25 protein-coding genes, 1 tRNA gene and 1 pseudogene are annotated in these 26290 nt (G+C 66.2%); 12 read left to right on the top strand and 15 right to left on the bottom strand.

Features of this window, described 5'->3' with window-relative positions:
• Positions 1 to 28: 28 nt before the first annotated feature.
• Positions 29 to 901: a pirin family protein gene (locus AC5LXX_RS11460; protein WP_493409548.1), complete on the bottom strand. Its 873-nt coding sequence runs from the start codon at positions 899 to 901 to the stop codon at positions 29 to 31.
• Between the two features lie 123 nt (positions 902 to 1024).
• Between AC5LXX_RS11460 and AC5LXX_RS11455 the strand changes: the two genes are divergently transcribed.
• A complete protein-coding gene (locus AC5LXX_RS11455; RefSeq protein ID WP_034190356.1) occupies positions 1025 to 1999 on the top strand; it encodes a LysR family transcriptional regulator in 975 nt (324 codons plus the stop codon).
• Positions 2000 to 2359: 360 nt separating this feature from the next.
• Here the strand turns inward: AC5LXX_RS11455 and AC5LXX_RS11450 are convergent, their stop codons facing one another.
• The 9 genes from AC5LXX_RS11450 to AC5LXX_RS11410 all read right to left on the bottom strand — a co-directional run bounded on the left by AC5LXX_RS11450 (position 2360) and on the right by AC5LXX_RS11410 (position 9643).
• Entirely contained in the window at positions 2360 to 2788 is a 429-nt protein-coding gene (locus AC5LXX_RS11450; protein ID WP_006478310.1) for an ExbD/TolR family protein, read from the bottom strand.
• 13 nt (positions 2789 to 2801) lie between these two features.
• Complete coding sequence (locus AC5LXX_RS11445) at positions 2802 to 3533, bottom strand: MotA/TolQ/ExbB proton channel family protein (RefSeq protein ID WP_493409547.1); 732 nt, start codon at positions 3531 to 3533, stop codon at positions 2802 to 2804.
• A gap of 36 nt (positions 3534 to 3569) precedes the next feature.
• Positions 3570 to 4301 carry an energy transducer TonB gene (locus AC5LXX_RS11440; protein ID WP_493409546.1) on the bottom strand — a complete coding sequence of 244 codons (732 nt, stop codon included), beginning with the start codon at positions 4299 to 4301 and terminating at the stop codon, positions 3570 to 3572.
• Positions 4302 to 4519: 218 nt separating this feature from the next.
• On the bottom strand, positions 4520 to 4756 hold the full coding sequence (locus AC5LXX_RS11435; RefSeq protein ID WP_039370093.1) for a (2Fe-2S)-binding protein: 237 nt from the start codon (positions 4754 to 4756) through the stop codon (positions 4520 to 4522).
• Positions 4757 to 4906: 150 nt separating this feature from the next.
• The gene (murI, locus tag AC5LXX_RS11430) at positions 4907 to 5770 is read right to left on the bottom strand and encodes a glutamate racemase (RefSeq protein ID WP_493409545.1); all 864 of its coding nucleotides are present in this window, start codon (positions 5768 to 5770) and stop codon (positions 4907 to 4909) included.
• 28 nt (positions 5771 to 5798) lie between these two features.
• On the bottom strand, positions 5799 to 6275 hold the full coding sequence (bfr, locus tag AC5LXX_RS11425; RefSeq protein ID WP_011352652.1) for a bacterioferritin: 477 nt from the start codon (positions 6273 to 6275) through the stop codon (positions 5799 to 5801).
• Positions 6276 to 6468: 193 nt separating this feature from the next.
• On the bottom strand, positions 6469 to 7992 hold the full coding sequence (locus AC5LXX_RS11420; protein WP_175655444.1) for a fumarate hydratase: 1524 nt from the start codon (positions 7990 to 7992) through the stop codon (positions 6469 to 6471).
• 44 nt (positions 7993 to 8036) lie between these two features.
• The gene (locus tag AC5LXX_RS11415) at positions 8037 to 8621 is read right to left on the bottom strand and encodes a TIGR00645 family protein (RefSeq protein ID WP_493409544.1); all 585 of its coding nucleotides are present in this window, start codon (positions 8619 to 8621) and stop codon (positions 8037 to 8039) included.
• Between the two features lie 113 nt (positions 8622 to 8734).
• On the bottom strand, positions 8735 to 9643 hold the full coding sequence (locus tag AC5LXX_RS11410; RefSeq protein WP_493409543.1) for a DMT family transporter: 909 nt from the start codon (positions 9641 to 9643) through the stop codon (positions 8735 to 8737).
• Positions 9644 to 9961: 318 nt separating this feature from the next.
• Here AC5LXX_RS11410 and acs point away from each other — a divergent pair, with 318 nt between their 5' ends.
• The 3 genes from acs to AC5LXX_RS11395 all read left to right on the top strand — a co-directional run bounded on the left by acs (position 9962) and on the right by AC5LXX_RS11395 (position 14391).
• The gene (acs, locus tag AC5LXX_RS11405; RefSeq protein WP_493409542.1) at positions 9962 to 11944 is read left to right on the top strand and encodes an acetate--CoA ligase; all 1983 of its coding nucleotides are present in this window, start codon (positions 9962 to 9964) and stop codon (positions 11942 to 11944) included.
• An 83-nt stretch (positions 11945 to 12027) separates the two neighbouring features.
• On the top strand, positions 12028 to 12372 hold the full coding sequence (locus AC5LXX_RS11400) for a DUF4212 domain-containing protein (protein WP_124456858.1): 345 nt from the start codon (positions 12028 to 12030) through the stop codon (positions 12370 to 12372).
• 3 nt (positions 12373 to 12375) lie between these two features.
• A complete protein-coding gene (locus tag AC5LXX_RS11395; protein ID WP_124456859.1) occupies positions 12376 to 14391 on the top strand; it encodes a sodium:solute symporter family protein in 2016 nt (671 codons plus the stop codon).
• A 217-nt stretch (positions 14392 to 14608) separates the two neighbouring features.
• On the opposite strand, the gene AC5LXX_RS11390 is transcribed toward AC5LXX_RS11395, so the two are convergent.
• A tRNA-Ser gene (locus tag AC5LXX_RS11390) sits at positions 14609 to 14699 on the bottom strand.
• Positions 14700 to 14907: 208 nt separating this feature from the next.
• Between AC5LXX_RS11390 and AC5LXX_RS11385 the strand changes: the two are divergent.
• Positions 14908 to 15195 (top strand): annotated as a pseudogene (locus AC5LXX_RS11385) (virulence factor); the annotation flags it as partial.
• 44 nt (positions 15196 to 15239) lie between these two features.
• Here AC5LXX_RS11385 and AC5LXX_RS11380 read toward each other — a convergent pair.
• Positions 15240 to 15515 carry a hypothetical protein gene (locus AC5LXX_RS11380; protein ID WP_493409541.1) on the bottom strand — a complete coding sequence of 92 codons (276 nt, stop codon included), beginning with the start codon at positions 15513 to 15515 and terminating at the stop codon, positions 15240 to 15242.
• A gap of 108 nt (positions 15516 to 15623) precedes the next feature.
• On the opposite strand from AC5LXX_RS11380, the gene AC5LXX_RS11375 reads away from it, so the two are divergent.
• From AC5LXX_RS11375 to AC5LXX_RS11350, 6 genes are all read left to right on the top strand, one after another.
• Positions 15624 to 16721 (top strand): toxic anion resistance protein, encoded by a 1098-nt coding sequence (locus AC5LXX_RS11375; RefSeq protein WP_493409540.1) that lies wholly within the window; start codon positions 15624 to 15626, stop codon positions 16719 to 16721.
• A gap of 27 nt (positions 16722 to 16748) precedes the next feature.
• Positions 16749 to 17489, top strand: a complete 741-nt coding sequence (locus AC5LXX_RS11370) for a VWA domain-containing protein (protein WP_493409539.1) — start codon at positions 16749 to 16751, stop codon at positions 17487 to 17489.
• 44 nt (positions 17490 to 17533) lie between these two features.
• Complete coding sequence (locus tag AC5LXX_RS11365) at positions 17534 to 18550, top strand: DUF475 domain-containing protein (RefSeq protein ID WP_124456868.1); 1017 nt, start codon at positions 17534 to 17536, stop codon at positions 18548 to 18550.
• 91 nt (positions 18551 to 18641) lie between these two features.
• Complete coding sequence (locus tag AC5LXX_RS11360) at positions 18642 to 19298, top strand: TerD family protein (RefSeq protein WP_493409538.1); 657 nt, start codon at positions 18642 to 18644, stop codon at positions 19296 to 19298.
• Positions 19299 to 19349: 51 nt separating this feature from the next.
• Positions 19350 to 20222 (top strand): hypothetical protein, encoded by an 873-nt coding sequence (locus tag AC5LXX_RS11355; protein WP_493409537.1) that lies wholly within the window; start codon positions 19350 to 19352, stop codon positions 20220 to 20222.
• A gap of 108 nt (positions 20223 to 20330) precedes the next feature.
• Positions 20331 to 20951, top strand: a complete 621-nt coding sequence (locus AC5LXX_RS11350; RefSeq protein ID WP_493409536.1) for an HAD family hydrolase — start codon at positions 20331 to 20333, stop codon at positions 20949 to 20951.
• Between the two features lie 9 nt (positions 20952 to 20960).
• On the opposite strand, the gene AC5LXX_RS11345 is transcribed toward AC5LXX_RS11350, so the two are convergent.
• A complete protein-coding gene (locus tag AC5LXX_RS11345; RefSeq protein ID WP_493409535.1) occupies positions 20961 to 22070 on the bottom strand; it encodes a fatty acid desaturase in 1110 nt (369 codons plus the stop codon).
• A gap of 200 nt (positions 22071 to 22270) precedes the next feature.
• Between AC5LXX_RS11345 and AC5LXX_RS11340 the strand changes: the two genes are divergently transcribed.
• Positions 22271 to 23308: an AraC family transcriptional regulator gene (locus AC5LXX_RS11340; protein ID WP_493409534.1), complete on the top strand. Its 1038-nt coding sequence runs from the start codon at positions 22271 to 22273 to the stop codon at positions 23306 to 23308.
• A 21-nt stretch (positions 23309 to 23329) separates the two neighbouring features.
• Here the strand turns inward: AC5LXX_RS11340 and AC5LXX_RS11335 are convergent, their stop codons facing one another.
• A complete protein-coding gene (locus AC5LXX_RS11335; RefSeq protein ID WP_493409533.1) occupies positions 23330 to 24379 on the bottom strand; it encodes a lactonase family protein in 1050 nt (349 codons plus the stop codon).
• The gene (locus tag AC5LXX_RS11330) at positions 24366 to 25733 is read right to left on the bottom strand and encodes an MFS transporter (RefSeq protein ID WP_493409532.1); all 1368 of its coding nucleotides are present in this window, start codon (positions 25731 to 25733) and stop codon (positions 24366 to 24368) included. Before AC5LXX_RS11330 ends, AC5LXX_RS11335 begins: the two co-directional genes overlap by 14 nt.
• Between the last annotated feature and the right edge of the window lie 557 nt (positions 25734 to 26290).

Below are 26290 nucleotides of genomic sequence, written 5' to 3'. Positions count from 1 at the left end.
CGCGGCACCTGCCGCCCCTGATCGGGCGTCATGCTTCGATGCGGCCCATGCGGCCTGTCTGGTAGTCGACGACGGCCTGCCGGATCTCTTCCTCGGTATTCATCACGAACGGGCCGTAGCGGACGATCGGCTCGTTGAGCGGCACGCCGCCGATCAGCAGCAGGTCGAGCGGCGTGTCGCCGGCGGCGAACGCGACCGTGTCACCGTCGTCGCCGTAGACGATCATGTGCCGGGCGTCGACAGCCTGCCTGTCGGGCCCGTAGAGGCCCGTTCCGTCGATCGGATAGGCAAACACGCGATAACCGGCGGGCACAGGCTGCGTGACCGTTGCGCCGGGCTCCAGCGTGAAATGTTGGTAGAGGATCGGCGTGCGTGTCTCGATCGCTGCCTGGACGCCGAACGCTTCGCCGGCGATCACGCGCACGCGTGCGCGGCCATCCGGCGACGTCGAGGTCGGGATGCGTTCGGCCGGGATCTCCTGGTAGCGCGGCGCGATCATCTTGTCGCGGCGCGGCAGGTTGACCCACAGCTGGAAGCCGTGCGCGCGGCCACCCGTCTGCGCGAACGCGGGGTCGGGCATCTCGCTGTGCACGACACCGGCGCCGGCCGTCATCCACTGCACGTCGCCGGAACCGAGCGTACCGGCGTGGCCGGACGAGTCGCGATGGCGGAAGCGGCCGTCGAGCGCATACGTCACGGTCTCGAAGCCGCGATGCGGATGGGCGGGCGCACCCACGGCCTCGCCGGGCGCGTAGTCGACGGGACCCATTTCGTCGAGCAGCAGGAACGGATCGAAGTCCATCAGCAGCCGGGTCGGGAACGGGCGGTGAACCACGAACCCGCCGCCTTCGGTCGTGCGAAGCGCGGGGTAGGTACGGTCAAGCGAGCGAGCGGTCGTCATGGGGGAAGCCCTCGAAATCGTCGGAATAGCGTTATTTTTGAAACACAGCGCTATTATATTGGGCGTTTTACCGTTCGATTTGCGGCGGTTCGCAATGGATTGTTCTGAAATTGGAACGATGAGATGAATATCGATGCACATAACCTGAACGACCTGATGTACTTTTCGCAGGTCGTCGAACATGGCGGTTTCTCGGCCGCGGAACGCGTGCTGGGCATCTCGAAATCGCGCCTGTCGCGGCGCCTGACCGAGCTCGAGGCGGCGCTCGGCGTACGCCTGCTGCAGCGCTCGACGCGCAAGCTCGCGCTGACCGAGGCGGGGGAGTTGTTCTACCAGCATTGCCAGGCGATGCTGGCCGAAGCGCAGGCCGCGATGAACGCGGTGCAGCAGTTGCGCGCGTCGCCGCGCGGCTCGGTGCGGGTCAGTGTGCCCGTCACGCTGTCGCAGACGATGCTGTCGCGCATCCTGCCCGAATTCCTGCGCCGTTATCCCGAAGTGAAGGTGCACGTCCGCGTGACGAATCGCGTGATCGACCTGTTCGAGGATTCGATCGACGTCGCGCTGCGCGTGCGCTCGGAGCCGCCGCAGAACGCCAACATCGTCGTGCGCCCGCTGTGGCGCACCGAGCAGATGCTGGTCGGTGCGCCGAGCCTGCTGAGCCAGAATGCGCCGCCGCTGGTACCGGACGACCTGACCGGCTTCGAGACGCTCGATACGCCGAGCGTCGACGGGCGGCACGTATTCAACCTGATCGCGCCGGACGGGACGCGCCACGTGCACGAGCATGACCCGCGCCTCGTGACGGCCGACCTGATGACGATCCGTGAGGCCGTGCTCGACGGCCTCGGCATCGCGGCGCTGCCGGAGATGATGTACGGCAACGCGCTGCGTGCGGGGCAACTGTCACCCGTGATGCCGGGCTGGACGTTGCCGGTGCCGCAACTATATGCGGTGTTCGTGTCGCGGCAGGGGATGCCGCCTGCCGTGCGCGCGTTCGTCGACTACCTGGTCGAGAAGCTCGATCACGGCGCGTACAAGGAGCCCGGTTGTCCCGAGCGCGCGAAGAAGGAAGCCGCGGCCGATGTTTCGGCGACCTGAACACGGCGTGCGCGACGACGCAAATTTGTTTTGTCATTGAAGCGTCGCCTGCAATCGCAAGTTTCAATCGCCGGAACCTTGAATGCGTGCGCGGGCGGGCCTATATTGAAATCCCATTTCGTGAAGGAAGTTCTGAGCGAAATCAGGTGGCCGCATATATTGTGAGCCAGATAGGGCAGAACGCGCAGTCCGTGCAGACCACGGCAGAGTCGCATTTGCGTTGCTCGAGGCGCAACCGATACCGCCAAAGAGCCCGCCGCCCGAAGGCGCCCGCGTGCGCATGAAAAAAGGCCTTCATCTGGCGATGAAGGCCTTTTACTTTGTGCGGCCGGCGATGCGTGACCGCAAGACGTGCGCGTATTACTTCGCTTTCGCGCCCGGCTCCGTCACGAAGCCGAGCTTCGTCAGGCCGCCTGCCTGCGCATCCGACATCACTTCCGCAACGTGCTCATAGGCAACCTTGCGATCCGCACGCAGGTGCAACTCGGGCTGTGGCGTGCGCTTCGCGGCTTCCGCGATGCGTGCCTGCAGCTGTTCGCGCGTGACCGTATGGTCGTCCCACAGGATCGTGCCGTCGCCCTGGATCGCGACGTCGACCGTCTGCGGCTTTTCGTCGACGGGCTGGCTGCTGGCGTGCGGCAGGTCGATCTTCACCGCATGCTGCATCGCCGGGATCGTCACGAGGAAAATGATCAGGAGTACGAGCATGACGTCGACGAGCGGCGTCATGTTGATCTCGCTCATCACCGCATCGTCGTCATCGTCGCTGAAACCGGTGTTCATGGCCATGGTTCACCTCGTCTCAGCTGGCGCGTGCGGCGAGACGCAGGCCGTCGCGCGTCGACGACGATGCGAGGCTCGCGCCCGTCACGAAGTAGGCGTGCAGGCCGTGCGCGAAGCGGCGCAGCTTGCTGACGATTCCCTTGTTCGCACGCGTGAGTGCGTTGTAGCCGAGCACGGCCGGAATCGCGACGAACAGGCCGAAGGCCGTCATGATCAGCGATTCGCCGACCGGGCCTGCAACCTGGTCGATCGACGTCTGGCCGGTTGCGCCGATGGCGAGCAGTGCGTGGTAGATGCCCCAGACCGTGCCGAACAGGCCGACGAACGGTGCCGTGCTGCCGATCGACGCGAGGATCGCGAGGCCGCTCTGCATGCGCGAGATGCCTTCGTCCATCGTGTCCTTCAGGCAGCGCGTGACCCAGTCCGACACGTCCATGCGGTCGTGCAGATGCGGTTGCGTCTGATGGTGATGGTCGGCGGCTTCCTTGCCCGACAGCGCGAGTGCGAGGAACGGGTTGTCGTTCGGCGTCGATGCGGCGAGGCCGAGCTTCTTGATGCCGTCGTCGAAATCGTCCGAATGCCAGAACGCCTGTTCGGCATTCTTCGTGAGGCGGTTCAGGCGGATCACGTTCCAGCCCTTGATGACGATCACGATCCACGACAGGACCGACATCACGAGCAGCGTGATCGCGATGGCGCGCGTGACGAAATCACCTTGCGCCCAGACGTGCGCGATACCGTAGCTTTGCATTTTCTTGTTTCCTTTGAATCTACCGAATATGACGGGTTAGTCGTCGAGCGTGAAGTTGAAGGGCAGCGTATGGGCGGCGCGGATCGCCTGGCCGTTCTCGATATACGGCGGGCAGGTGCTGGCGCGCGTCGCCTCGAGCGCGGCTTCGTCAAGACGTGGATAGCCGCTGCTCTTCTGCAGCTGGACGCTTTCGATCTTGCCCGTGACGCCGATGATGAAGTGAACATAGGCCGTGCCCGTTTCGCCGCGTCGCTTCGACATCGACGGATAGTCGGGCTTCACGAAATTGCAGGTGAGCGTCGCCACGTTTTTCGGCGCGCTGACCTGCATCGTCTCGCGCGCCGGGCCGGGTGCTGCAGCCGGCGCAGCAGGAGCCGGCGCGGCGGGAGTCGGTGTCGGGTCGGCAACTGCCGGCGCGGGCGTCGGCGACGGTGCCTGCGAGACTGGCTGAGGTGTCGGGATTGCTTTCTGCACCGGCTTCGGCTCGACCTTCGGCTTCACGCGAGGCGCAGGCTTGGGCGGCGTAGGCTGCTGCGCGGCCGACTGGACCGCGACCGGCTGGGCAGCGGGCGCAGGAGGAATGAGCTGCGCGGTGATCGACTGAACCTCGATCTGCTTCGCCGGCGGCGGCGCGTTGCGATGGAGCCAGGCGGCCGTCAGCATGATCGCGTGTGCGGCAAGCACACCGACCGCGACGACGATCACTCGGGGATTCATACGTGGTGCAGCCGGCATGGCGCCGGCAGGAGCGAGATGCGAAGCCTGCATGTTAGCTTGAAAGAACGATGTCGCACCCGGGGCGCGGCGGGTGAATCGGCATCACTTGCGGAAGATCAGCAGCGAGATGCAAACGGTGGTCACAAATCCGATCAGCAATTCCATGACAGGCTCCTTGGCAGGTAAGCCGCTGGCTCGCGCAGACGGTGGCTTGCTGACGGTCAAGACAAAAAATGCGGCCTGGGCCGCATGCGCACACTCGGTGCCGGTCAGGCTGCCTTGCGTTCGTAGAACGTGACCGGGATCGGGTGAGCGTGATGCTCGACACCGCACCGGCTTGCGCAGACGCCCTGCTCGGCCATGAGGTCGCGTACGGACTCCTCGCACTTGCCGCAGCACGTGGCCACGCCGAGTTCGAACTGGAGTTCATCGAAAGAGTTGACGCCCTCGGCGAGGGACGCGCGAATCTTGCGATCGGAAACAGACTTGCACACGCAGACGATCATGATGAGTTGCGATAGCTAACGTTAATGCGAATTATTATCATTAATTTTGCAGACGTTGACAAGCCTGGGTCGGGCTTTTTTTAAGGTCATCGGACCCTTGAAATGGCTGGGACGGCGGGGCTACGGCGGGAACGGGCCGGTAGGCCCGTGTCAGGCGGTCGCGCAGGCGTGCGCGTTCGGCGAGGAAATGGTGACGGATTCGACCGGCGCATCGAGGCCGAGCAGCGTCGACGCGAGGGCGCGCAGTTGCAGGCCGTCGCTCGTCGAGCAGAAGCGGGGCGGCGCGGGTTGCGTGCCGGCCGGCGCGCGCAGGCCGCGCTCGTCGAGTACCCGCGCGAGCTGGCGGGCGATCGCATCGCTCGTGTCGACGATCGTCAGGCGGTCGCCAACAAGGTCACGAATCGTGTCTGTGAAGAACGGGTAATGCGTGCAGCCGAGCACCAGCGTATCGGCGCCATCGTCGAGCATCGGCTGCAGGTAACGCTCGAGCAACGCACGCAGGGCGGGCGAGTCAGTGTCGCCGCGTTCGATTGCTTCGACGAGCCCGTGGCCGGGCTGGCAGATGAAGCGACGGCCGGCGCCGTAGCGGTCGAGCAGCGCCTGGAAGCGCGGGCTGTTCAGCGTCGATTGCGTGGCGAGGACACCCGCGACGCCGGTCGCGGACAGCGCGGCAGCCGGCTTGATGCCCGGCTCGACGCCGACGAGCGGAATCGCCAGGCGTTCGCGGATGGCCGCGATCGCGCGCGCCGTCGCGGTGTTGCACGCGATGACGAGCGCTTTCGCCCCTTCCCGGGCGAGCCATTCGCCGATGGCCAGCGTGCGTTCCGTGATGAACGCCTCGTCGCGCGGACCATACGGCGCGTGGTGCGAATCGGCGACGTAGACGAACGACTCGCCGGGCAGGTGCGCGCGCACGGCGCGCAGCACCGACAGGCCGCCGAGCCCCGAGTCGAAGATGCCGACGGGAGTGGCGGGGCGGACCCCGGAAGCGGCTGGCTGGCTCGTCATCGTCATACGGACGTCGAGGTGGGAGAGGGACCGATTACTCGGGCGAACCCATCATCGTCTGCTGGTAGTTCTGCAGGCCGACCTTGCCGATCAGGTCGATCTGCGTTTCCAGCCAGTCGATGTGCTCTTCGGTGTCGTCGAGGATCTTTTCGAAGATCTCGCGCGAGACGTAGTCGCGAACCGATTCGCAGTAGGCGATCGCTTCCTTGCAGGTGGACTGCGAGATCTGCTCGAGCTTCAGGTCGCACTTCAGGATCTCTTCGGTTTCCTCGCCGACGAGCAGCTTGTGCAGGTCCTGCAGGTTCGGCAGGCCGTCGAGCATGAACACGCGCTCGATCAGCCAGTCGGCGTGCTTCATTTCACCGATCGATTCGTCGTACTCGTGCTTGCCGAGTTTCTCGAGGCCCCAGTGCTTGTACATGCGCGCATGCAGGAAGTACTGGTTGATCGCCGTGAGTTCATTCTTCAACTGGGCGTTCAGATATTCGATGACTTTCTTGTCGCCTTGCATGGCTGTTCCTTGTTCAGTGGGGCTTCAGAAACCGAACGATAATCGCTCGAACGGGAAAAGCCAAGCCTCGAAGCCTTGTCTGGCCTGCCTTTTGCATGTAATGAGAATCAGCCTCGAATAACCGGCCGGACACAATAATGAGAATGAGAAGTAAAAAGGCCGGACTTCCGTCCGGCCCTTCGTTCGAGCGCGCTTAAGCGGTGGCGACCGGGATCTTGCCGATCTTCGCCTGCCACTCCTTCGGACCGGTCTGGTGCACCGAGGTACCCGACGAATCGACGGCGACCGTCACCGGCATGTCCTGCACGTCGAATTCGTAGATCGCTTCCATGCCGAGGTCCTCGAATGCGAGCACCTTCGCGCCGCGGATCGCCTTCGACACGAGGTAGGCCGCTCCGCCAACCGCCATCAGGTACGCAGCCTTGTGCTTCTTGATCGCCTCGATCGCGACCGGGCCGCGCTCGGCCTTGCCGACCATCGAGATCAGGCCCGTCTGCGCGAGCATGGTCTCGGTGAACTTGTCCATGCGCGTGGCCGTCGTCGGGCCGGCCGGGCCGACCACTTCGTCACGCACCGGATCGACCGGGCCGACGTAGTAGATCACGCGGTTCGTGAAGTCGACCGGCAGCTTCTCGCCCTTCGCGAGCATGTCGGCGATGCGCTTGTGCGCGGCGTCGCGGCCGGTGAGCATCTTGCCCGACAGCAGCAGCGTCTGGCCCGGCGCCCAGCTTGCGACTTCTTCCGGCGTCAGCGTGTTCAGGTCGACGCGCTTGCTCGTTTCCGTGTTCGGTTCCCACTGGACCTTCGGCCAGGCGTCGAGCGACGGCGCTTCAAGCTTGGCCGGACCCGAGCCGTCGAGCACGAAGTGCGCGTGGCGCGTGGCCGCGCAGTTCGGGATCAGTGCGACCGGCTTCGAGGCCGCGTGCGTCGGTGCCGCCATGATCTTCACGTCGAGCACGGTCGCCAGGCCGCCGAGGCCCTGTGCGCCGATACCGAGCGCGTTGACCTTCTCGTGCAGCTCGACGCGCAGTTCCTCGACCCAGTCCTTCGGGCCGCGCGCGATGATTTCCTGGATGTCGATCGGCTCCATCAGCGATTCCTTCGCCATCAGCATCGCCTTCTCGGCCGTGCCGCCGATGCCGATCCCGAGCATGCCGGGCGGGCACCAGCCTGCGCCCATCGTCGGAACCGTCTTCAGCACCCAGTCGACGATCGAATCGGACGGGTTCAGCATCACGAACTTCGACTTGTTCTCCGAGCCGCCGCCCTTCGCCGCGACCTGCACGTCGACCTTGTCGCCCGGCACGATCTCGTAGTGGATCACGGCCGGCGTGTTGTCCTTCGTGTTCTTGCGGGCGCCTTCCGGCGGGTTGACGATCGACGCGCGCAGCACGTTGTCCGGGTGCGTGTAACCGCGGCGCACGCCTTCGTTGATCATGTCGGTGAGGCCCATCGTCGCGCCGTCCCAGCGCACGTCCATGCCGACCTTCACGAAGATCGTGACGATGCCGGTGTCCTGGCAGATCGGGCGGCGGCCTTCCGCGCACATGCGGCTGTTCGTGAGGATCTGCGCGATCGCGTCCTTCGCCGCCGGGCTCTCTTCCAGCTCGTACGCGCGGCCGAGGGCCTGGATGTAGTCGAGCGGGTGGTAGTAGCTGATGTACTGCAGCGAATCCGCGATGCTCTGGATCAGGTCTTCCTGTTTGATGACGGTCATGGCTGAGACTCTGTGGGGACAGTGGGGAATGGTTTGCCGGCGGTTCAGGCCGCCGGTCGGGACGTTGCGGGCGCGTGCGTCTCGTGGAAATGGGCCGGGTGCGTGTGCGTCGTCAGGCGGTCGACCCACGCCATCACGAGCGCCGACACGAGGAACGACACGTGGATGATCACCTGCCACATGATCGCGTGCATCGTGTGCTGGTCGGGGTTGATGAACGTCTTCAGCAGGTGGATCGACGAAATGCTGATCAGCGCCATCGACAGCTTGACCTTCAGCACGCCGGCGTTCACATGGTCGAGCCATTCGGGCTCGTCGGGGTGGCCCTCGATGCCGAGGCGCGACACGAACGTTTCATACCCGCCGACGATCACCATGATCAGCAGGTTCGAGATCATCACCACGTCGATCAGGCCGAGCACCGCGAGCATCACGCTGATCTCGTCGAGGCTCGTCGCATGCGACAGCAGGTGCCAGACTTCCTTCAGGAACAGGAACACGTAGACGGCCTGCGCGACGATCAGGCCGAGGTACAGCGGAACCTGGAGCCAGCGGCTCATGAAAATCAGCGCGGGGAGCGGGCGAAGCGGGCGACGGGCGGGACGGCCGGGCGAATGCGGGGCGGACATGTTGGGGGTACGGGCGCGGTGCGCAGGTATCGGGGGTAATCTTGAAAAGGCGCGCTATTGTAACGCGTCGGCCGGCGCGACTGCAGCGACGCGCCGGGCCGGCCGGGGACGGATCAGGAGGCGGCGGCCGGCACGCGTTTCACGCGCAGGCTCGCAAGCACGATGCCGGTGACGACGCAGGCGAGCGCGACGCCGTGTGCGAGCGTCGGGCGCTCGCCGAGGAACGCGATGCCGTACGCGGCGGCTGCGATCGGCAGCACCGCGCTGAATACGCCGGCGAGGCTGCCCGGCACGTGCCGGATGCCCTTCATCCACAGCCAGAACGAGAAGATGCTGGCCGACAGGCCATACCAGACGACGAGCGCCCAGGTGCCGGCCGGCACGCTCGCGTAATCGAAATGCCACAGCGCCGTCGCGCCGAGCGGCAGCATCAGGAACAGGCCGAACAGGTGCGTGTAGGCGCAGATGTCGATCGGTGCGAGCGTCTGCGTGAGCCGGCGCGACAGAATCACGTAGATCGATTCGCAACACACCGCGCCGAGGATCAGCAGGTTGCCGGCCAGCGAGCCGGACGCGTCGCCGCCGGCGCCGTGCGCGGCCGTGCCGCCGTTGGCGAGGTTGATCGTCACGACGCCGGCGATCGCGAGCGCGATCGACACGAGCGCACGGCCGTTCGGTTTTTCACGCAGGATCAGCCACGCGAACAGCGCGACGATCGCCGGGATCGTGCTCGTGATGACGCCGGCCGCCACCGCGCTCGTGCGCTGTACGCCGTTGAGCATCAGCAGCGTGAACATGAAGGTGCCGAAGAAGGCTTGCAGGAACAGGTTCAGCCACTCGCCGCGCTTGACCGTGCGCATCTTCACGGGGCTGAACAGCGGCCACAGCACGGCGATCGCGATCACGAAGCGCAGCGTGGCGAGGATGGCGACGGGAACGAATGCAACGATGGATTTACCGATACCGACGTTGCTGCCGACGAACAGCATCGACAGGATGAGGAAGAGGGCGTAGCGATTCAAGCTGGAATCCGGAAGGCGAGTTCAGTTAGGATTGTAGGGTCGCGGTTGTAACAGCGTAAAGCCGACCGTCATGCGGCGCCGCCGGGCGTGCGAACCAGCCGTGTCGCGTAAGTGACGGGTAAGTTCGAGCGCTTATCGTGGAAACTGCCGGGCCGCATGTTCACGTTCGCGTGATGTGGTGCGGCGCAGCATCGTGCGCAGCCTTCGTGGCCGCGTGCGGGTGGGTGGGAGACAGCGGCGCGCATGCGCCGGCCAAGACGCGCGGCGCGCACGATCGCGCCGCCATGCAGAGGATTCATGTTCACCAAGGGGTTGTCGATGTCTGCGATTGAATCGGTTCTTCACGAAACCCGTCAGTTCGCGCCGCCCGCGGCGCTCGAGAAGGCGGCCACCATTTCCGGCATGCCGGCCTATCGCGCGCTCGTCGCCGAGGCCGAGCAGGATTACGAAGGCTTCTGGGCGCGTCTCGCGCGCGAAGGCCTCGCGTGGCACAAGCCGTTCACCAAGGTGCTCGACGAGAGCAACGCGCCGTTCTACAAGTGGTTCGACGACGGCGAGCTGAACGCGTCGTACAACTGCCTCGACCGCCACGTCGAAGCCGGCAACGGCGAGCGCGTCGCGGTGATCTTCGAGGCCGACGACGGCACCGTCACGCGCGTCACCTACGCGGATCTGCTGGCGCGCGTGTCGCGCTTCGCGAATGCGCTGAAGAAACGCGGGATCGGCAAGGGTGATCGCGTCGTCATCTATATTCCGATGTCGATCGAAGGCATCGTCGCGATGCAGGCCTGCGCGCGCATCGGCGCAACGCACTCGGTCGTGTTCGGCGGCTTCTCCGCGAAATCGCTGAACGAGCGGCTCGTCGACGTCGGCGCGGTCGCGCTGATCACCGCCGACGAGCAGGCACGCGGCGGCAAGACGCTGCCGCTCAAGAGCATCGCCGACGAGGCGATCGCGATGGGCGGCTGCGAAGCCGTGAAGAGCGTGATCGTCTATCGCCGCACCGGCGGCAAGATCGACTGGCATGCGGACCGCGACCTGTGGATGCACGAGATCACGGACGGCGAGTCCGACACGTGCGCGCCGGAATGGGTCGGCGCCGAGCATCCGCTGTTCATCCTGTATACGTCGGGCTCGACCGGCAAGCCGAAGGGCGTGCAGCACAGCACCGGCGGCTACCTGCTGTGGGCCGCGCAGACGATGAAGTGGACCTTCGACTGGAAACCCGACGACGTGTTCTGGTGCACGGCCGACATCGGCTGGGTCACGGGCCACACGTACATCACGTACGGCCCGCTCGCGTGCGGCGGCACGCAGGTCGTGTTCGAAGGCGTGCCGACCTACCCGGACGCCGGCCGCTTCTGGAAGATGATCGGCGATCACAAGGTCACCGTGTTCTACACCGCACCGACCGCGATCCGCTCGCTGATCAAGGCGGCCGAAGCGGACGACAAGGTGCATCCGAAGAGCTACGACCTGTCGAGCCTGCGCATCATCGGCACGGTCGGCGAGCCGATCAATCCGGAAGCGTGGATGTGGTATCACAAGCACGTCGGCCAGGAGCGCTGCCCGATCGTCGATACGTGGTGGCAGACCGAAACCGGCGGCCACATGATCACGCCGCTGCCGGGCGCCACGCCGACCGTGCCGGGCTCGTGCACGCTGCCGCTGCCGGGCATCATGGCCGCGGTGGTCGACGAGACGGGCCAGGACGTGCCGAACGGGCAAGGCGGGATTCTCGTCGTCAAGCGCCCGTGGCCCGCGATGATCCGCACGATCTGGGGCGACCCGGAACGCTTCAAGAAGAGTTATTACCCGGAAGAACTCGGCGGCACGCTCTATCTGGCCGGGGACGGCACGGTGCGCGACAAGGACACCGGCTACTTCACGATCATGGGCCGGATCGACGACGTGCTGAACGTGTCGGGCCACCGGCTCGGCACGATGGAGATCGAATCGGCGCTGGTCTCGCACGAGCTCGTCGCGGAAGCGGCCGTGGTCGGCCGTCCGGACGATACGACGGGCGAGGCGGTCGTTGCGTTCGTCGTGCTGAAGCGTTCGCGTCCGGAAGGCGAGGAAGCGGCGGCGCTGGCGAAGACGCTGCGCGACTGGGTCGGCAAGCAGATCGGTCCGATCGCGAAGCCGAAGGACATCCGTTTCGGCGACAACCTGCCGAAGACGCGCTCCGGCAAGATCATGCGGCGCCTGCTGCGCTCGCTCGCGAAGGGCGAGGCGATCACGCAGGATACGTCCACGCTCGAGAATCCGGCCATCCTCGAACAGCTCGCCGAAGTGCGCTGATCGTACCGGTTGCGCATCTCGCGCACGAGCCCCTGCGCGGCAATCCCGATTGCCCGCGCAGGGGCTTTTTGCTACATAACGGCATGACCGTTCCGACCCGTTCGGCGCCTGCTGCGCCACCGCCCGTTCCCGAGCCGCTCGCGCGTGCCCACGCGCGCTACTGGCGCTTCAACGTCGCGCTGATCGCGGTGCTGATGGTGATCGGCTTTTCGGTGTCGTTCATCGTGCCGTTCTTCGGGCCCGCGCTCGCGGGCGTCCGCTTTGCCGGCTTCAGCCTGCCGTTCTATGTCGGCGCGCAGGGTGCGATTCTGGTGTACCTCGTGCTGATCGTCGTCTACATCGGGCTGATGCAGCGCGCGGACCGCATGCTGCGCCGCGCGTACGACGATCATGCGGCGCACGCCGGAAATGCGAACGGCGGGCGCTGATTCATGCTGACGCATCGACTGATCCGCGCGTACGCGCTCTACACGCTGGGGTTTCTCGGGTTCGTGCTGCTGATGTGGCGGATCGAGCGCGCGACCGGCTCGGGCGTCTGGATCGGCTACGTGTTCCTGTTCGTGCCGATCGCCGTGTATGCGGTGATCGGGCTGCTGTCGCGCACGTCCGATCTCGTCGAGTATTACGTGGCGGGGCGGCGCGTGCCGTCCGCGTTCAACGGGATGGCGACGGCGGCCGACTGGCTGTCGGCCGCGTCGTTCATCGGCCTGGCCGGCTCGCTTTACGCGACCGGCTACGACGCGCTCGCTTACGTGATGGGCTGGACGGGCGGGTTCTGCCTCGTCGCGTTCCTGCTCGCGCCGTATGTGCGCAAGCTCGCACGCTACACGATTCCCGATTTCCTCGGCACGCGCTTCTCGAGCACGGCCGTGCGCGCGCTCGCCGCCGGCGCGGCGATCCTGTGTTCGTTCGTGTACCTGGTCGCGCAGATCCAGGGCATCGGCCTGATCGCGACGCGCTTCATCGGCGTCGATTTCGCGATCGGGATCTTCTGCGGGCTCGCGGGCATTCTCGTGTGCTCGTTTCTCGGCGGGATGCGCGCGGTCACGTGGACGCAGGTCGCGCAGTACATCATCCTGATCAGCGCGATCCTGATTCCGGTGTCGTTGATCGCGATGAAGAACGGGCTCGGCCCGGTGCCGCAGTTCAATTACGGCAAGCTGATGGAGCGCGTCGCGGCGCGCGAGGCGCAGGTGCGCGATGCGTCCGACGAGCAGCAGGTGCGCGATGCATACCGCCGGCAGGCCGCGGGTATCCAGACGCAGCTCGACCGGCTGCCTTCGTCGTATGCGGACGCGCGCCGGCATCTCGTCGACCAGCTGGCCGACCTGCGGCGCCACAACGGGCCGCTGCGCGAGATCAGCCTGCGCGAGCGCGAGCTGGCCGATTTTCCGCGCGACCCGGCGGCGGCGCGCGTCGCGTGGACCCAGGCGCGCGACGACCTGCTGGCGCGCGCCGAGCCGCCCGTGCCGATGCACGAGCCGTTTCCCGCCGCGAGCGAAGACGAGCGCAAGCCGCGCGAACGCAATTTCCTCGCGCTGCTGCTATGCCTGTCGCTCGGCACCGCGAGCCTGCCGCACATCCTGACGCGCTACAACACGACCACGTCGGTCGCGTCGGCGCGGCGCTCGGTCGGCTGGACGCTGTTCTTCATCGCGTTGTTCTACCTGAGCGTGCCGGTGCTCGCGGTGCTGATCAAGTACGAGATCCTCGCGAACCTCGTCGGGCGGCCGTTCGCGGAATTGCCGGCGTGGGTCACGCAATGGCATCACTTCGAACCGGACCTCATCAGCGTCGTCGAGGTGATTCGCGACGGCATCGTGCACTGGTCGGAGATCCAGATGCAGCCGGACATGGTCGTGCTGGCCGCGCCGGAGATCGCGGGGCTGCCGTACGTCGTGTCGGGGCTGATCGCGGCCGGTGCGCTGGCCGCGGCGCTGTCGACCGCGGACGGCCTGCTGCTGACGATCGCGAACGCGCTGTCGCACGATGTCTATTACTGCATGGTCGCGCCCGATGCATCGAGCCAGCGGCGCGTGACGATCTCGAAGGTGCTGCTGCTCGGCGTCGCGCTGTTCGCGTCCTATGTCGCGTCGCTCAATACGGGGAAGATCCTGTTTCTCGTCGGTGCCGCGTTTTCGCTGGCGGCATCGAGCTTCTTTCCGGTGCTGGTGCTCGGCGTGTTCTGGAAGCGCACGACGACGCGCGGGGCGATTGCGGGGATGGTGACGGGGTTGGCGGTGTGCGTGTACTACATCGTGTCGACTTATCCGTACTTCACGCAGCTGACCGGGTTCGCCGGGCGCACGTGGTTCGGGATCGAGCCGATCAGTTCAGGCGTGTTCGGCGTGCCGGCGGGGTTTGCGGTGGCGATCGCGGTGAGTCTGTGCGACAAGCGGCCGGATGAGTATACGCGGGCGCTGGTGGATTACATTCGGCATCCGTGAGGGGGCGGGGCGTGCCGGCGCTCCAAATGAAAAGCCCCTGATTTCGCGGAAAATCAGGGGCTTCATGGAATCTGGCGGAGAGAGGGGGATTCGCCCACACGAGCGCGGGCCGCGGATTCGCTTGCAAGCGAATCCCTTCGAATCCCCCACGCAAGCCGAACTATCGGCTTGCTTCTCTCCGGAAACGAAAATGCCCGCTGGCGCGGGCATTAAATACTGGCGGAGAGAGGGGGATTCGAACCCCCGATAGGCGATTAACCTATACACGCTTTCCAGGCGTGCGACTTAAACCACTCATCCATCTCTCCGGAAGACCGAGAGTATAGCAAACTCTGGCGGCAGCCCGCCACTCCCTTCCGCTTGTGTCGAAAATCCGTCGCCATCGACAACCATGCCGACCTCGGATCGCCCTGCGTCAGATATCCGCCGACCGTCGACGGCCAGTACGACTTGTTTGCGACGTTGCGCACGGTCGCGCGGAACGTCATCTTCTCGCCGGAAAACGCCCTCCTCCGAAATACCTTCAACACGACGGCACTGCTCGGTGACATGGGTGCCGGTTCAGCGTTGACCAATGTGGCACTCGCGATCGGTCGCGCGAATCACCTCGGTGGAAACGTGCTCGTGGCGGGAACGACCGACGCCGAGCATCCGACGGCGGTGGTGGTGGTCGCGCCATCGAAGCTGACACAGATCGATGCCGGCAAGAACTGGTTCCGCGCACGCGGCGAAAACAACGCGTACTTGCCGTGGTGGGGCCGCCGTCACGATGCGCGTCCAGCGTCGCAAGGCTATTCGGAGTAGGACCTCGCGCAGGCGACTGCGGCAATACATTGCATGTCCGCCCGTCAAGCATCGGCGGATGCATCGCCGACGGTGCGTTGCGACGACACCCTTCCGGCATTAAGCAATCTGTAACAATCAGCGGAATAGCGAGAAGCAAATTCTTTCAAAATACTTTCTATTTTTCGTTGCCGGCACCTGCCCGGAAATCCGGAATCTCGCTCCATCAAGGCATTTGCACCCGCGCCACCAGAAGCGGCATCGAGATTTTTCTCGCATACATTACATGTAGTATGGCAATTGAAAGATTTGCTCGGCTTGACGCGCTGCACCGTCGCCATTTATTGTCCGTCTGCCGCCCGTGAGAGAGCACGCCGGCAGCCGCGGAAGCGCGCCTCGCGCGCACGCCAACACGTAGCAAAAAGCAGAAAAGGAAACGTGGTAGCCACATGAAGCCGCTATTCGACGACAAGAAATCCGATGCGGTCAGCGATCGTCCTTCCATTCCGTCTTCGTCACCCGTCGCGGTGCCTGCCGCCGTCGCCAACGTCGTCGTACCGGCCGCCCAGCCGACGGAGCACGCGCGCCTGATCACCGTCGACGAGATCGACCAGCTCGGCGCGACGCAGGGCACGCGGATCGCCGCCTTTTCCCAGCAGATTCTCGCGAGCGTCCGCGCGTCGGATGCCGACCAGTTCGGCGACAAGCTCAACGAACTGATCGCGACCGCGAAGGGGCTGGACCCGCGCGGCGCCGACAAGGGCGGGCTGCTCACGCAGGTCACGCGGCTGTTCCGCTCGACCAAGGAGAAGCTGCTGTCGCAATACGAGTCGGTGAGCAAGCGGATGGACACGCTCGTCGTCGAGCTCGAAAACCATGCGCAGCGCCAGAAGGTCGGCATCGACGAGCTCGAGCGCATGTACAACGACAACTACGCGCTGCACCAGGAGCTCGCGCAGTCGAAGGCGCATGGCGAAACGGCACTCGCCACGTTGCGCGCGCACCTCGCGGCCGGCCAGCAGCCGGTGGACGACGCGTTCGCCGCGCAGCGCCTGCTCGACGTGAAGCGCAAGGTCGACGCGCTCGAAAGCAAGCTCGACGACCTCGACCGCGCGATGCTGATGTCGAAGCAGCTCGCGCCGCAGATCCGGATGGAGCAGGACCAGAAACGCACGCTGACGTCGAAGTTCATGACGATCAAGACCGTGCTGATCCCCGCGTGGACCAACGCGTTCGCGCTCTACCTCGAACAGCTCAGCACGAAGCGCGCGGCGGCACTCGCGAATGCGACGTACGACGCGGCCGACGAGGCGATCCGCGCGCAGGCCGACCTGAACCGCCAGAACGCGCAGGAAGTCGCGAAGCTCGGCCAGCGTCCGGTGATCTCGACCGACACGTTCGAATACGCGCAGCAGCAGCTGTTCGGCGCGTTCGACGACATCACGCAGATCATCGCCGACGGCCGCCGCCAGCGCGAACAGGACGCGCCGCGCCTGCGCCAGCTCGAACAGGACCTGATCACCCGATTCGCTCCGAAGCAGAACTGATAACCAAGAGAACCGAGAGAACACCGCATGATTACGCTTGAGAAACGCGCGGCGAAGGTCGCGATCGTCCTCGAAAAACGCCAGATCCTGAAGCCGCCCGTCGTGCGCGTCGGCGCGGCGCTCGACATCTCCGGTTCGGCGAAGCCGCTGTACCAGTCGGGCGTGATCCAGGAGACGCACGACCGGATCCTCGGCATCGCGCTGAAGTTCGACGACAACGGCGAAGTCGACACGTGGACCTTCACCGAAGGCTACGACCGCCTGCCGACCGCGACGCCGGACAACTACGGCTCGTACATCTCCGATCACGTGCTCGATGCGCGGATCGAGAAGTGGGGCGGCACGCAGTATGCGCCGGTGATGAACGACATCGTCGACTTCTTCTTCCGCGCGCCGCAGCCGAAGCGCGAAGCCAGGCGCGGCCTCCTGAGCCGGCTGTTCGGCAGTGCGGACGAACCGTCCGCGCCGGCCGCCTCCGCACCGGCGAACGGCCATCTGCCCGCGTGGGTGCTGTTCGTCACCGACGGCCAGAACCCGAAGAACGACCGCAAGCGCGTGCGCCAGCTGCTGGCCGAGTCGCAGCATTTCCCGCTGTACTGGTCACTGGTCGGCGTCGGCGATCCGAGCGAATTCGGCTTCCTCGCGGAAATCGCGGGCGAAATGCCGAACGTCGGCTTCCTGCATCTCGAATCGCTGAATATCAGCGACGAACAGATCTACGAACAGCTGATCACGCAGGAATTCTGCGACTGGGTGCGCGCGAAGTAAGCGCAGCCCGTACGCCCCTTTTTCTGAACTCGATTACCCCCATCATGTTGAAAGACTTCAAGATCCCGTTGTCGCTCACGGCGCTCGCGCTGATCGCGGCCTATCTCCTCGGCGGCGTGAAGGACATGCTGATCGTCGCGGTCCTGTGCGTGCTCGAAATTTCGCTGTCGCTCGACAACGCGGTCGTCAACGCCTCGGTGCTCAAGAACTGGTCGGAGAAGTGGCGCAACCGCTTCATGGTGTTCGGCTTGCCGGTCGCGGTGTTCGGCATGCGGCTCGTGTTTCCGCTGCTGATCGTCGCGGTGATCGGCCACATCGGCCTGTGGGACGCGCTGACGCTCGCGATCGAATCGCCGGACAAGTACGCGGCGGTGCTGACGTCCGCGCATCACGAGGTGTCGGCGTTCGGCGGCGCGTTCCTGCTGATGGTGTTCTTCAAGTTCATGCTCGACACCGAGAAGGACGAGCACTGGATCGGCTTCCTCGAAGGCCCGATGCGCCATCTCGGCCGCATCACCGCGCTGGAAGTGGCCCTGACGCTCGCGATCGTGATCGTCGCGTCGTTCTACGTGCCGGCGGCCGAGCAGGTCAGCTTCCTGCTCGCGGGCGCGTTCGGCGTGATCGGCTTCGTGATCGCGCACGGCGTGGGCGACCTGGTCGGCGGCGAGGACACGGGCACGCGCGTGGTGCGCGAAGGCGTCGCGGGTTTCATGTATCTGGAAGTGCTCGATTCGTCGTTCAGCTTCGACGGCGTGATCGGCGCGTTCGCACTGTCGAACAACATCTTCCTGATCGCGCTCGGCCTCGGCGTCGGCGCGGCCTACATCCGGGAAATGACGCTCGTGCTGCTGAAGAAGGGCACGCTCGCGCAGTACCGTTTTCTCGAACACGGCGCGTTCTGGGCGATCGGTGCGCTCGCGACGATCATGTTCCTGGGCGTGAAGTTCGAGGTGCCCGAAGTCGTCACCGGCCTGATCGGCGCGGCGATGATCGCCGCGGCCGTATGGTCGTCGATCGTCGTGCAACGCCGGGAAGACCGCACCGCGGTGGCCGGCAAATAAGCGCGCGGCACGACAGCCATCAACGAGGGGCCGCGCTGTGCGGCCCGGCATTGCCGCCGGCGCAACGGCGGTTCCAGCAGAAGAGGTTCAGATGATCAATTTGTCGAAAGGCGGTCGCGTCAACCTGTCGAAGGAGGCGCCCGGCACGCAGAAATTCCGCATCGGTCTCGGTTGGGACGCGAACGCGACGGACACGGGCACGGACTTCGATCTCGACGTGTCGGTGTTCCTGTGCAAGTACGACGAACAGAGCAATCCGAAGCTGATTTCGGATCAGCACTTCGTGTTCTACAACAGCGAAGTGCGCACGATGGAGCGCAAGGAAACCTTCATCCAGCCGGGCGACGATTTCCCGAAGCGCGGGATGCCGGCGTCGAAGTGCCTGGGCGTCGTGCATAGCGGCGACAACCGCACGGGCAGCGGCGCCGGCGACGACGAAGTGATCTTCATCGACATGACGAAGCTCGCGGCCGACATCGAGGAAATCTCGGTGGTGGTGACGATCGACCAGGCCGAAGCACGCCGCCAGAATTTCGGGCAGGTGCGCAACAGCTACATCCAGATCGCCGACGAGGTGACGGGCGCGGTGATCGCGAAATACGCGCTCGAGGAAGACTTCTCGATGGAGACGTCGGTGCAGGTCGGCAGCTTCTATCGCCGCGACGGCCACTTCATGTTCAAGGCGGTCGGCGCCGGCTACAACCGCGGCCTCGGCGATTTCGTGCGCGCGTACGGCGGCGCGGCCTGACTGGCGGCAGCCCGGCGGGCGGAGCAGCGCCGCGCCGGGCAGGAAGCAGCGATGACGAATCCGTCCGACGAGCCGAAGCGGCTCGAGTTCGATACGACGCCCGAGCCCACGCCCGGGCGTCTTGCGTTCGACGCGCCGGCAGTGGCCGGTGCGCCGCCCGTGCGTGCGCCGGAGGGGCCCGCGCCGCAGGCGCTCGACCTCGGGCCGGCGCCCGTGTCCGGGAAAGGCGTTCAGGCGCCGCCTGCCGACGCGATCGGCCGCGCACTGTTCGGCGAATCGAATCACCCGCAGCTCGAAGCCTGCTTCCGCGCCGCGCAGGCCAGCCTCCCGAATCTCTATCCCGACTACGCGCCGCGCATCGAGCGGCACATCCGGCAACTGGTGCCGCTGAAGCTCGCGACGGTCGCGACGATCGGCGACGGCGCGCTGGAAGCGGCCGGCAATCTCGTCGAAGCCGTCGCGGCGACGACGCGCGAGTTCAACGAGCTCGGTGCGGCCGACATGATGGCCGGCATGCTCGCGCAGGCGACGCGCAAGGCCGGCATGTTCGAACGCTGGTTCGGCGCGGCGTCGGGGCAGGTCGACTACCGTGCGGCGATCGGCGCGCTCAAGCAGTCGCTCGGGTTCTTTCCACGCCGTACCGAGGAACTCGCCGCGAAGGTCCGCCATGCGGAAGAAAACCTCGTGGTCGTGCTCGCGGCGCTGAGCGCGGTGTCGGACGTCGTGCGTGCGCCGGATGACGCCGGTGTCGAGCGCACGCTGTTCGACCGACGCAACATCGTCGGGCAGGCCGTCCAGCAGATCCGGATGCAGCCGGCGCAACTGCGCGGGCTCGACGAGCGCGTGACCGATCTGCTGTCGCGCGCCGATCACCTGATGAACGTCGTGTTGCCGGCGGCGCTGGCCGCACGGCCGCAGCGCTGAGCAAACGAAACGGCACGGCGGCCGCGGCGCGGCGTCACGCCGTTTCGCGCGTGGCGCCGCGAGTCTGCTATCTTCCCGGGCATCCCATCGCTTTCCCGCCGATTCTCCATGACTGACCGCATCGTCGCCGCGTTCGATTTCGACGGCACCATCACGACTACCGACAGCTTCCGCCATTTCGTCCGCTACGCGGTCGGCACGCCGCGCTTCGCCTGGGCCGGGCTGCGCGCGCTGCCGTGGATCGTCGCGATGAAGGCCGGGCTGCTGTCGCGCGGCGACGCGAAGGCGAAGTTCGCGTCGTTCGCATTCGGGCCGATCCGTGAGGACGCGCTCGATGCACAGGCGCGCACGTTCGTCGACACCTATCTGCCGAACCTCGTGCGCCCGGAAATGCTCGAGCGCATTCACGAGCATCGGGCGCGCGGGCATGAAGTCGTGCTGGTCAGCGCGTCGCCGTCACTGTATCTGGAGAAGTGGGCGAGGACGGCCGGCTTCGACGCCGTGCTCGCGACGCGGCTCGCGTTCGAGCGCGGCACCTTCGCCGGTCGCCTCGACGGCGAGAACTGCTGGGGGCCGCAGAAGGTCGTGCGGCTGCGCGGGTGGTGGGGCAACCGGCCGCCGAAGCAGCTGTTCGCGTACGGCGACAGCCGCGGCGACAAGGAAATGGCCGAGCTCGCGAACTGGTCGTGGATCCGCGGGCAGGGGCCGATGCCGCCGATCGGCGCTTGATTCAGCGCGTCACGCGTCTGCCGGTGCCTGGCGCGTGCTGCGCTGCGGCCGATCACCGCCCCAGCGATTCGCGCGCGCGAACGTGCCGATGTCGTTGAAGCGCACGCCGACTTCGCGCAGCGCCGCATGCGCGGTGCGCGCGGTCAGTTGCCGGATGTAGAACGGATCGCGCACCACGAAGTGATGGATCGCGTGCGTGCTGCCGAAATTGAAGCAGAACAGCTGGAACGGCACCATCCACCACGGGTTCAGCACCTGCGTCTGCTGGATCACGTTGCGCGAATCGATGTCGCCGAAGTAATGCATGTTCGAGCTGACGAAGTTGATGCAGAAGCTGCGCAGGAAGTTCGGCCCGAGCCACACCACCGCGAGGAAGTCGACGACGCTCATCGCGCGCTCGACGACGGCCGGCACCGTCACCGCGTAGCCGAGCGCATGCAGCGTGAACAGGCCGACGTGATAGACGACGAACGCATGCCACAGCACGTAGTACACATGACCGACCGGCATGTACGACGACACCTGTTCGACGCGCAGCTGCAGCCGCTCGGACGGATCCTGCACCGGCTGCGCGGCCACATACTGCTTCACCTTGCGGCGCATCGCGGCCGGCCGCAGCACGACGGCGAGCATGCCGTCGGCGATCATCAGCAGGCGCTTCACGCCCCAGCGTTCGCCGTTGGTGATGCCGAATTCCTCGAGATCCGATTCGCCGCCCGACACCTTGTGGTGATGCAGGTGCATGCGCCGCCGCGTCCATGGGTTGATCGTGCCGGGCCGCGTGAGCCAGCACAGCGCCATCATCAGGTGATAGGCCCACGGCGTCTTCTTGAAGTACATCAGGTGGATCAGGTCGTGCTCGAGTTCGTGGATCAGCGACGTGACGAACGCGGCGAGCGGCAGCGCGACGTACCACGCGATCGCGCCGCGCGCATACAGCCACGCGATCGCGAGCATCGCGCTCACCGACACGGCCATCACGGTCGCGCCGACGAGGTTCTGGTTGTCGAGCAGCGGGAAACGCGCGCGGATCGCGTCGCTCGCGGCGTTGACCTCGCGGCGGACGCACGCGACCTTGTCTGCATCGTTTCGAAAGACGGTTCGTGCGGGTTGGCTCATCGACCGGAATCCGTGCGGAAAGAGTAGGGCGCAATGCCGATGTGACAAGCATAGGCGCCCGCCGGACCGCACGCGAGGGCCGGCGGTGCCAATAACGGTGTCATTTCGGGCCACGGCGGCCGTCCGGCTAGAGTGCCGCCGCGGTGTCATTGCGGGCCAGCGACGCTACAATCCGCCGAAACCGCTCCGGAGTCCGCCGCATGGCCCTGTCCGTCCCGGATGCCGCGCGCCAGCTGAACAAGGCGACGGTGTCGTCCGCGTATGCGCTGTTCATGCTGATGCTGGCCGAGGAGCGAGGCATCGACGGCGGGCGCATTCTCGCCGGCTCGGGCGTCGAGCGCGACCGGCTCGCGCAGCCCGATGCACGCATTACGCCGCTGCAGCAGGCGGCGATCGTGTTCAACCTGCTCGACGCGACGGACGACCCGTCGATCGCGATCGAGATCGGCCTGCGCAGCAGCCTGACGAAAGCGGGGCTGATCGGCTTCGGGCTGATGAGCTGCGCGACGCTCGGCGAGGCGATCGCGCTCGGCATCCGCTATCTGCCGACACGCGTGCCGTTCTTCTCGGTGCGGCTCGCGCAACTCGACGGGATCGTCGACATCGACGTGCTCGAAGCGTTTCCGCTTGGCCGGCTGCGCCAGTTCGCGGTCGAGAACTTCCTGGTCGAGACCGCGATCCTGTTCAATTCGCTGCTGTATCCGATGCCGGGCCGCACGCTGCAGTCGCGTGCCGAACTCCATTTCGAATGGCCCGAGCCGCCGTGGTTCGAGCGTTATCGCGCGCGGCTGCCGCGTTGTCATTTCGATGCGAGCGCGAACCGCATCCGCTGCGATGCCGCGCTGCTCGACGAGCCGATCGGCACCGCGAACGCGCAGACCGCACAGATGATCGTCCAGCAATGCGAGGCCGAACTCGCGCGGCTCGGCTATGCGGAGAGCGTCGTCGAGCGCGTGCGCAACCTGCTGATCTGCGGCGATGGCGGCTATCCGTCGGTCGACGACGTCGCGCGCGAGTTGCATGTGTCGGCGCGTACGCTCAAGCGCAAGCTCGCCGAGTACGGCGCGACCTATTCTGCGTTGCTCAACGAAATCCGGCTGCGCGATGCGCTGCGGCTGCTCGAAGGCACGCGCCTGCCGGTCGACGAGATCGCGGCGCGCGTCGGCTATACGGACCGCGCCAATTTCACGCGCGCATTCAAGCGCTGGACGGGCGTCGCGCCGAGCGAGCGGCGCTGAACGCCTGCACCGGCCGCGGCTTCAGACGATCGCGATCCAGTTTGCGCCGCGTCCGCCCGGCACGCGCGCGTGCGGCGTCAGCGCGCCGTCGTCCGGCGCGATCGCATACACCGCCACGTGTTCCGACTGTTCGCCGCAGGCGACGAGCCAGCGTCCCGACGGATCGATCGCGAACCCGCGCGGCTGCGTCTCGGTCGCCGTTGCGTGGGCGGGTTCGAACGATCCGTCCTCGTTGCGGCGATAGCAGAGCAGCCGGCTCGACGTGCGCTCGCTGACATACGCGAAGCGTTCGTCGGGCGTCAGGTGCAGGTCGGCGGCCCACACGGACGGTTCGGCGGGCGCGGGCGGGCGCGCATGGCCCGGCGCGAGTTCGGCGACGGCCGGGTGGCGCGCGCCCACGCGGGCGTCGCCGAGCCTGCCGGTGTCGGGGTTGCGTGCCAGGGTCGCGAGCGTGGCCTGGAATTCGCTGACGACGACAAGCGTGCGGCCGTCATCCGCGAACTGCAGGTGACGCGGGCCGAAATCGGTCGGCACGCGCGTTTCGCCGTGTTCGACCGCATGCAGGCCGGCCGCATCCTCGACGAGCGCGAAGCCGAACAGGCGGTCCGAGCCGAGCGAGCTGACGTATGCGAAACGGTTGTCGGGCGACACGATCACCGCGTGCGCGTTCGCGATGCCGCTCGCGACCTGCAGCGGCGTACCGTCGCCGTCGCGCACGCGCGCGGCGTCGTAGAGGCTCAGCGAATTCCCGCCGTACGACGCGCCGAGCAGCCAGCGGCCGCTGCGGTCGAGCGACAGGTACGCGTGGCTCGCGTCGATCGCGGTCGTGCCGATCCGCACGAGCGCGCCCGTGGCCGCGGCGATGCGGAACGCGACGATCGTCGGCTGTTCGCCGCGCGTCGCGACGTAGAGCCGTGCGCGGTCGGCCTGCACGGCGATCGGCATCGCGACGTCGGCGGCCGGATAGCGCGCGAGCGGCGCGAGCGTGCCGTCGCCGGCGAGGGAGAACGTGGCGAGGTCGCCGTCGACGGCATTCGAGACGACGACGGTCAAGCGGTCAGTGTTCGGCATGGCGGAGCATCGAAGCGTTCGTGAAGGATGCGTCGGCCGGCAGGCCACGCGGCGGATCGCTGCGCCGGTGCGTGCGCGCGAACAGCGCGGCGACCGCGGCGACGAGCGAAGCGATCGCGAGCGCATACAGGCCGCCCGTGATCGAACCCGTATGTTGCTTCAGATAGCCGAAGGCCGTCGGCGCGACGAAGCCGCCGAGGTTGCCGACCGAGTTGATCAGCGCGATCACGGCCGCGGCCACGCGCGTGTCGAGATAGCCCTGCGGGATCGGCCAGAACAGCGACGACGCGGCCTTGAAACCGAGCGCGGCGAAGCAGATCGACGCGAACGACCACACCGGGTCGTGCGACGTCGACGCGAACAGCCCGCAGGCGGCGAGCACGAGCGCACAGGCGAGCCAGCGCTGCGGGTGCTTCCACTTCGACGACAGCACCGCGAAGCCGTACATCGCGCCGATCGCGATCATCCACGGAATCGTGTTGTACAGGCCGACCTGGAAATCGGTGAGGCCGCCCATCTTGCGGATGATCGTCGGCAGCCAGAACGTGGCCGCATAGATCGTCAGCTGGATCGAGAAGTACAGGAAGCAGAACAGCATGATCTGCGGGTCGCGCAGCAGCGCTGTGGCGCGCACCGGCACGTTCGAGCGCACGTCGCGTGCCGCGCGTTCCTCGTCGAGCGCGTCCTGGAGCGCCGTGCGCTCTTCGGCCGTGAGCCACGTCGCGTCGCGGATGTGCGATTTCAGCAGCAGCCAGCTCGCGCCGCACAGCGCGACCGAAAACAGCCCTTCGATCAGGAACATCCACTGCCAGCCTTCGAGGCCGAAGCCGCGGATCGACAGCAGTGCGCCGGTTACCGGCCCGGACAGCACCGACGCGAACGCGGAGCCGCCGAGGAAGATCGCCATCGCCTTGCCGCGCTCCTGCGGCGGCAGCCATTGCGACAGGTACAGCACGACGCCGGGGAAGAAGCCGGCCTCGGCGGCGCCGAGCAGGAAGCGCAGCGTGTAGAACGACGTGTCGTTCCACACGAACGCCATCGCGGCCGCGACGATGCCCCACGTCGCCATGATGCGGGCGAGCCACACGCGTGCGCCGTAGCGTTGCATCAGCAGGTTCGACGGCACTTCGAACAGCGCATAGCCGACGAAGAACAGGCCTGCGCCGAGCCCGTACGCGGCAGCGCCGATGCCGATCGACGCTTCGAGGTGGCGATCGACGAAGCCGACGTTCACGCGGTCGATGTAGTTCGCGATGAACATGATCAGCACGAGCGGCAGCACGTGCCATTTCACTTTCGAGACGGCGGACGCGAGCGGGTCGCGTCCGGACAGGGCGGGCGAGGGCGGGTTCAAGGGTGTCTCCGGTCGGACGGCGGCGGACGGGGCGGCGGGTCGCATCCGCATCCGGGTGGCGATCTATGTAGTATGTCGTCGTACGTCATAGTACGCCGGCGCGCTCGGGATGGCGTCGCGGGTTTACCCGAAATTTTGCTTAAATTTGGAGAATTTGCGAGACGGAGAAGGTGTGACTTCATGTCTGATGACGTATGACATGAAACGACATCGTGTCGGCCACAGTCCAGGAGTGGGCCAAGCTCGGCGTGAAACTCGCGGTCGAGGCGGCGCATTCGTGTACGGCTCGTTTCCGGAGCCGGTGGAGAAAACCGACCTCGACGGGCCGTGCTCGATACCCGCGTGTTTCGCACGATGGCACTCATGCAGGAAGTCGTGCCGCATAGGCAACGGCAACTGCGCGGCGCGATCGTGACGATCAACATGCAACGGACCCGCAAGCCGTTTGCAGGGGAGCGCGGCTACGCTGTATCGAAGGGGCGCTCGCGGTTGCGGCAAAATACCGGGCGCGCGAACTCGGCGTGCACGCCGCTCGCGCGAACGGCGGCGATTTCATG

Source organism: Burkholderia torrens, from assembly GCF_984668525.1.
The sequence above is the reverse complement of the archived record's forward strand: the minus strand, read 5'-3'. Positions and strand labels throughout refer to the sequence as shown.

Excerpts from the sequence above, each read along its gene's own strand:
- AC5LXX_RS11460 (WP_493409548.1), bottom strand. The coding sequence starts at position 901 with ATGACGACCGCTCGCTCGCTTGACCGTACCTACCCCGCGCTTCGCACG.
- AC5LXX_RS11455 (WP_034190356.1), top strand. The coding sequence starts at position 1,025 with ATGAATATCGATGCACATAACCTGAACGACCTGATGTACTTTTCGCAG.
- AC5LXX_RS11450 (WP_006478310.1), bottom strand. The coding sequence starts at position 2,788 with ATGGCCATGAACACCGGTTTCAGCGACGATGACGACGATGCGGTGATG.
- AC5LXX_RS11445 (WP_493409547.1), bottom strand. The coding sequence starts at position 3,533 with ATGCAAAGCTACGGTATCGCGCACGTCTGGGCGCAAGGTGATTTCGTC.
- AC5LXX_RS11440 (WP_493409546.1), bottom strand. The coding sequence starts at position 4,301 with ATGCAGGCTTCGCATCTCGCTCCTGCCGGCGCCATGCCGGCTGCACCA.
- AC5LXX_RS11435 (WP_039370093.1), bottom strand. The coding sequence starts at position 4,756 with ATGATCGTCTGCGTGTGCAAGTCTGTTTCCGATCGCAAGATTCGCGCG.
- murI (WP_493409545.1), bottom strand. The coding sequence starts at position 5,770 with ATGACGATGACGAGCCAGCCAGCCGCTTCCGGGGTCCGCCCCGCCACT.
- bfr (WP_011352652.1), bottom strand. The coding sequence starts at position 6,275 with ATGCAAGGCGACAAGAAAGTCATCGAATATCTGAACGCCCAGTTGAAG.
- AC5LXX_RS11420 (WP_175655444.1), bottom strand. The coding sequence starts at position 7,992 with ATGACCGTCATCAAACAGGAAGACCTGATCCAGAGCATCGCGGATTCG.
- AC5LXX_RS11415 (WP_493409544.1), bottom strand. The coding sequence starts at position 8,621 with ATGTCCGCCCCGCATTCGCCCGGCCGTCCCGCCCGTCGCCCGCTTCGC.
- acs (WP_493409542.1), top strand. The coding sequence starts at position 9,962 with ATGTCTGCGATTGAATCGGTTCTTCACGAAACCCGTCAGTTCGCGCCG.
- AC5LXX_RS11400 (WP_124456858.1), top strand. The coding sequence starts at position 12,028 with ATGACCGTTCCGACCCGTTCGGCGCCTGCTGCGCCACCGCCCGTTCCC.
- AC5LXX_RS11395 (WP_124456859.1), top strand. The coding sequence starts at position 12,376 with ATGCTGACGCATCGACTGATCCGCGCGTACGCGCTCTACACGCTGGGG.
- AC5LXX_RS11380 (WP_493409541.1), bottom strand. The coding sequence starts at position 15,515 with ATGGCGACGGTGCAGCGCGTCAAGCCGAGCAAATCTTTCAATTGCCAT.
- AC5LXX_RS11375 (WP_493409540.1), top strand. The coding sequence starts at position 15,624 with ATGAAGCCGCTATTCGACGACAAGAAATCCGATGCGGTCAGCGATCGT.
- AC5LXX_RS11370 (WP_493409539.1), top strand. The coding sequence starts at position 16,749 with ATGATTACGCTTGAGAAACGCGCGGCGAAGGTCGCGATCGTCCTCGAA.
- AC5LXX_RS11365 (WP_124456868.1), top strand. The coding sequence starts at position 17,534 with ATGTTGAAAGACTTCAAGATCCCGTTGTCGCTCACGGCGCTCGCGCTG.
- AC5LXX_RS11360 (WP_493409538.1), top strand. The coding sequence starts at position 18,642 with ATGATCAATTTGTCGAAAGGCGGTCGCGTCAACCTGTCGAAGGAGGCG.
- AC5LXX_RS11355 (WP_493409537.1), top strand. The coding sequence starts at position 19,350 with ATGACGAATCCGTCCGACGAGCCGAAGCGGCTCGAGTTCGATACGACG.
- AC5LXX_RS11350 (WP_493409536.1), top strand. The coding sequence starts at position 20,331 with ATGACTGACCGCATCGTCGCCGCGTTCGATTTCGACGGCACCATCACG.
- AC5LXX_RS11345 (WP_493409535.1), bottom strand. The coding sequence starts at position 22,070 with ATGAGCCAACCCGCACGAACCGTCTTTCGAAACGATGCAGACAAGGTC.
- AC5LXX_RS11340 (WP_493409534.1), top strand. The coding sequence starts at position 22,271 with ATGGCCCTGTCCGTCCCGGATGCCGCGCGCCAGCTGAACAAGGCGACG.
- AC5LXX_RS11335 (WP_493409533.1), bottom strand. The coding sequence starts at position 24,379 with ATGCCGAACACTGACCGCTTGACCGTCGTCGTCTCGAATGCCGTCGAC.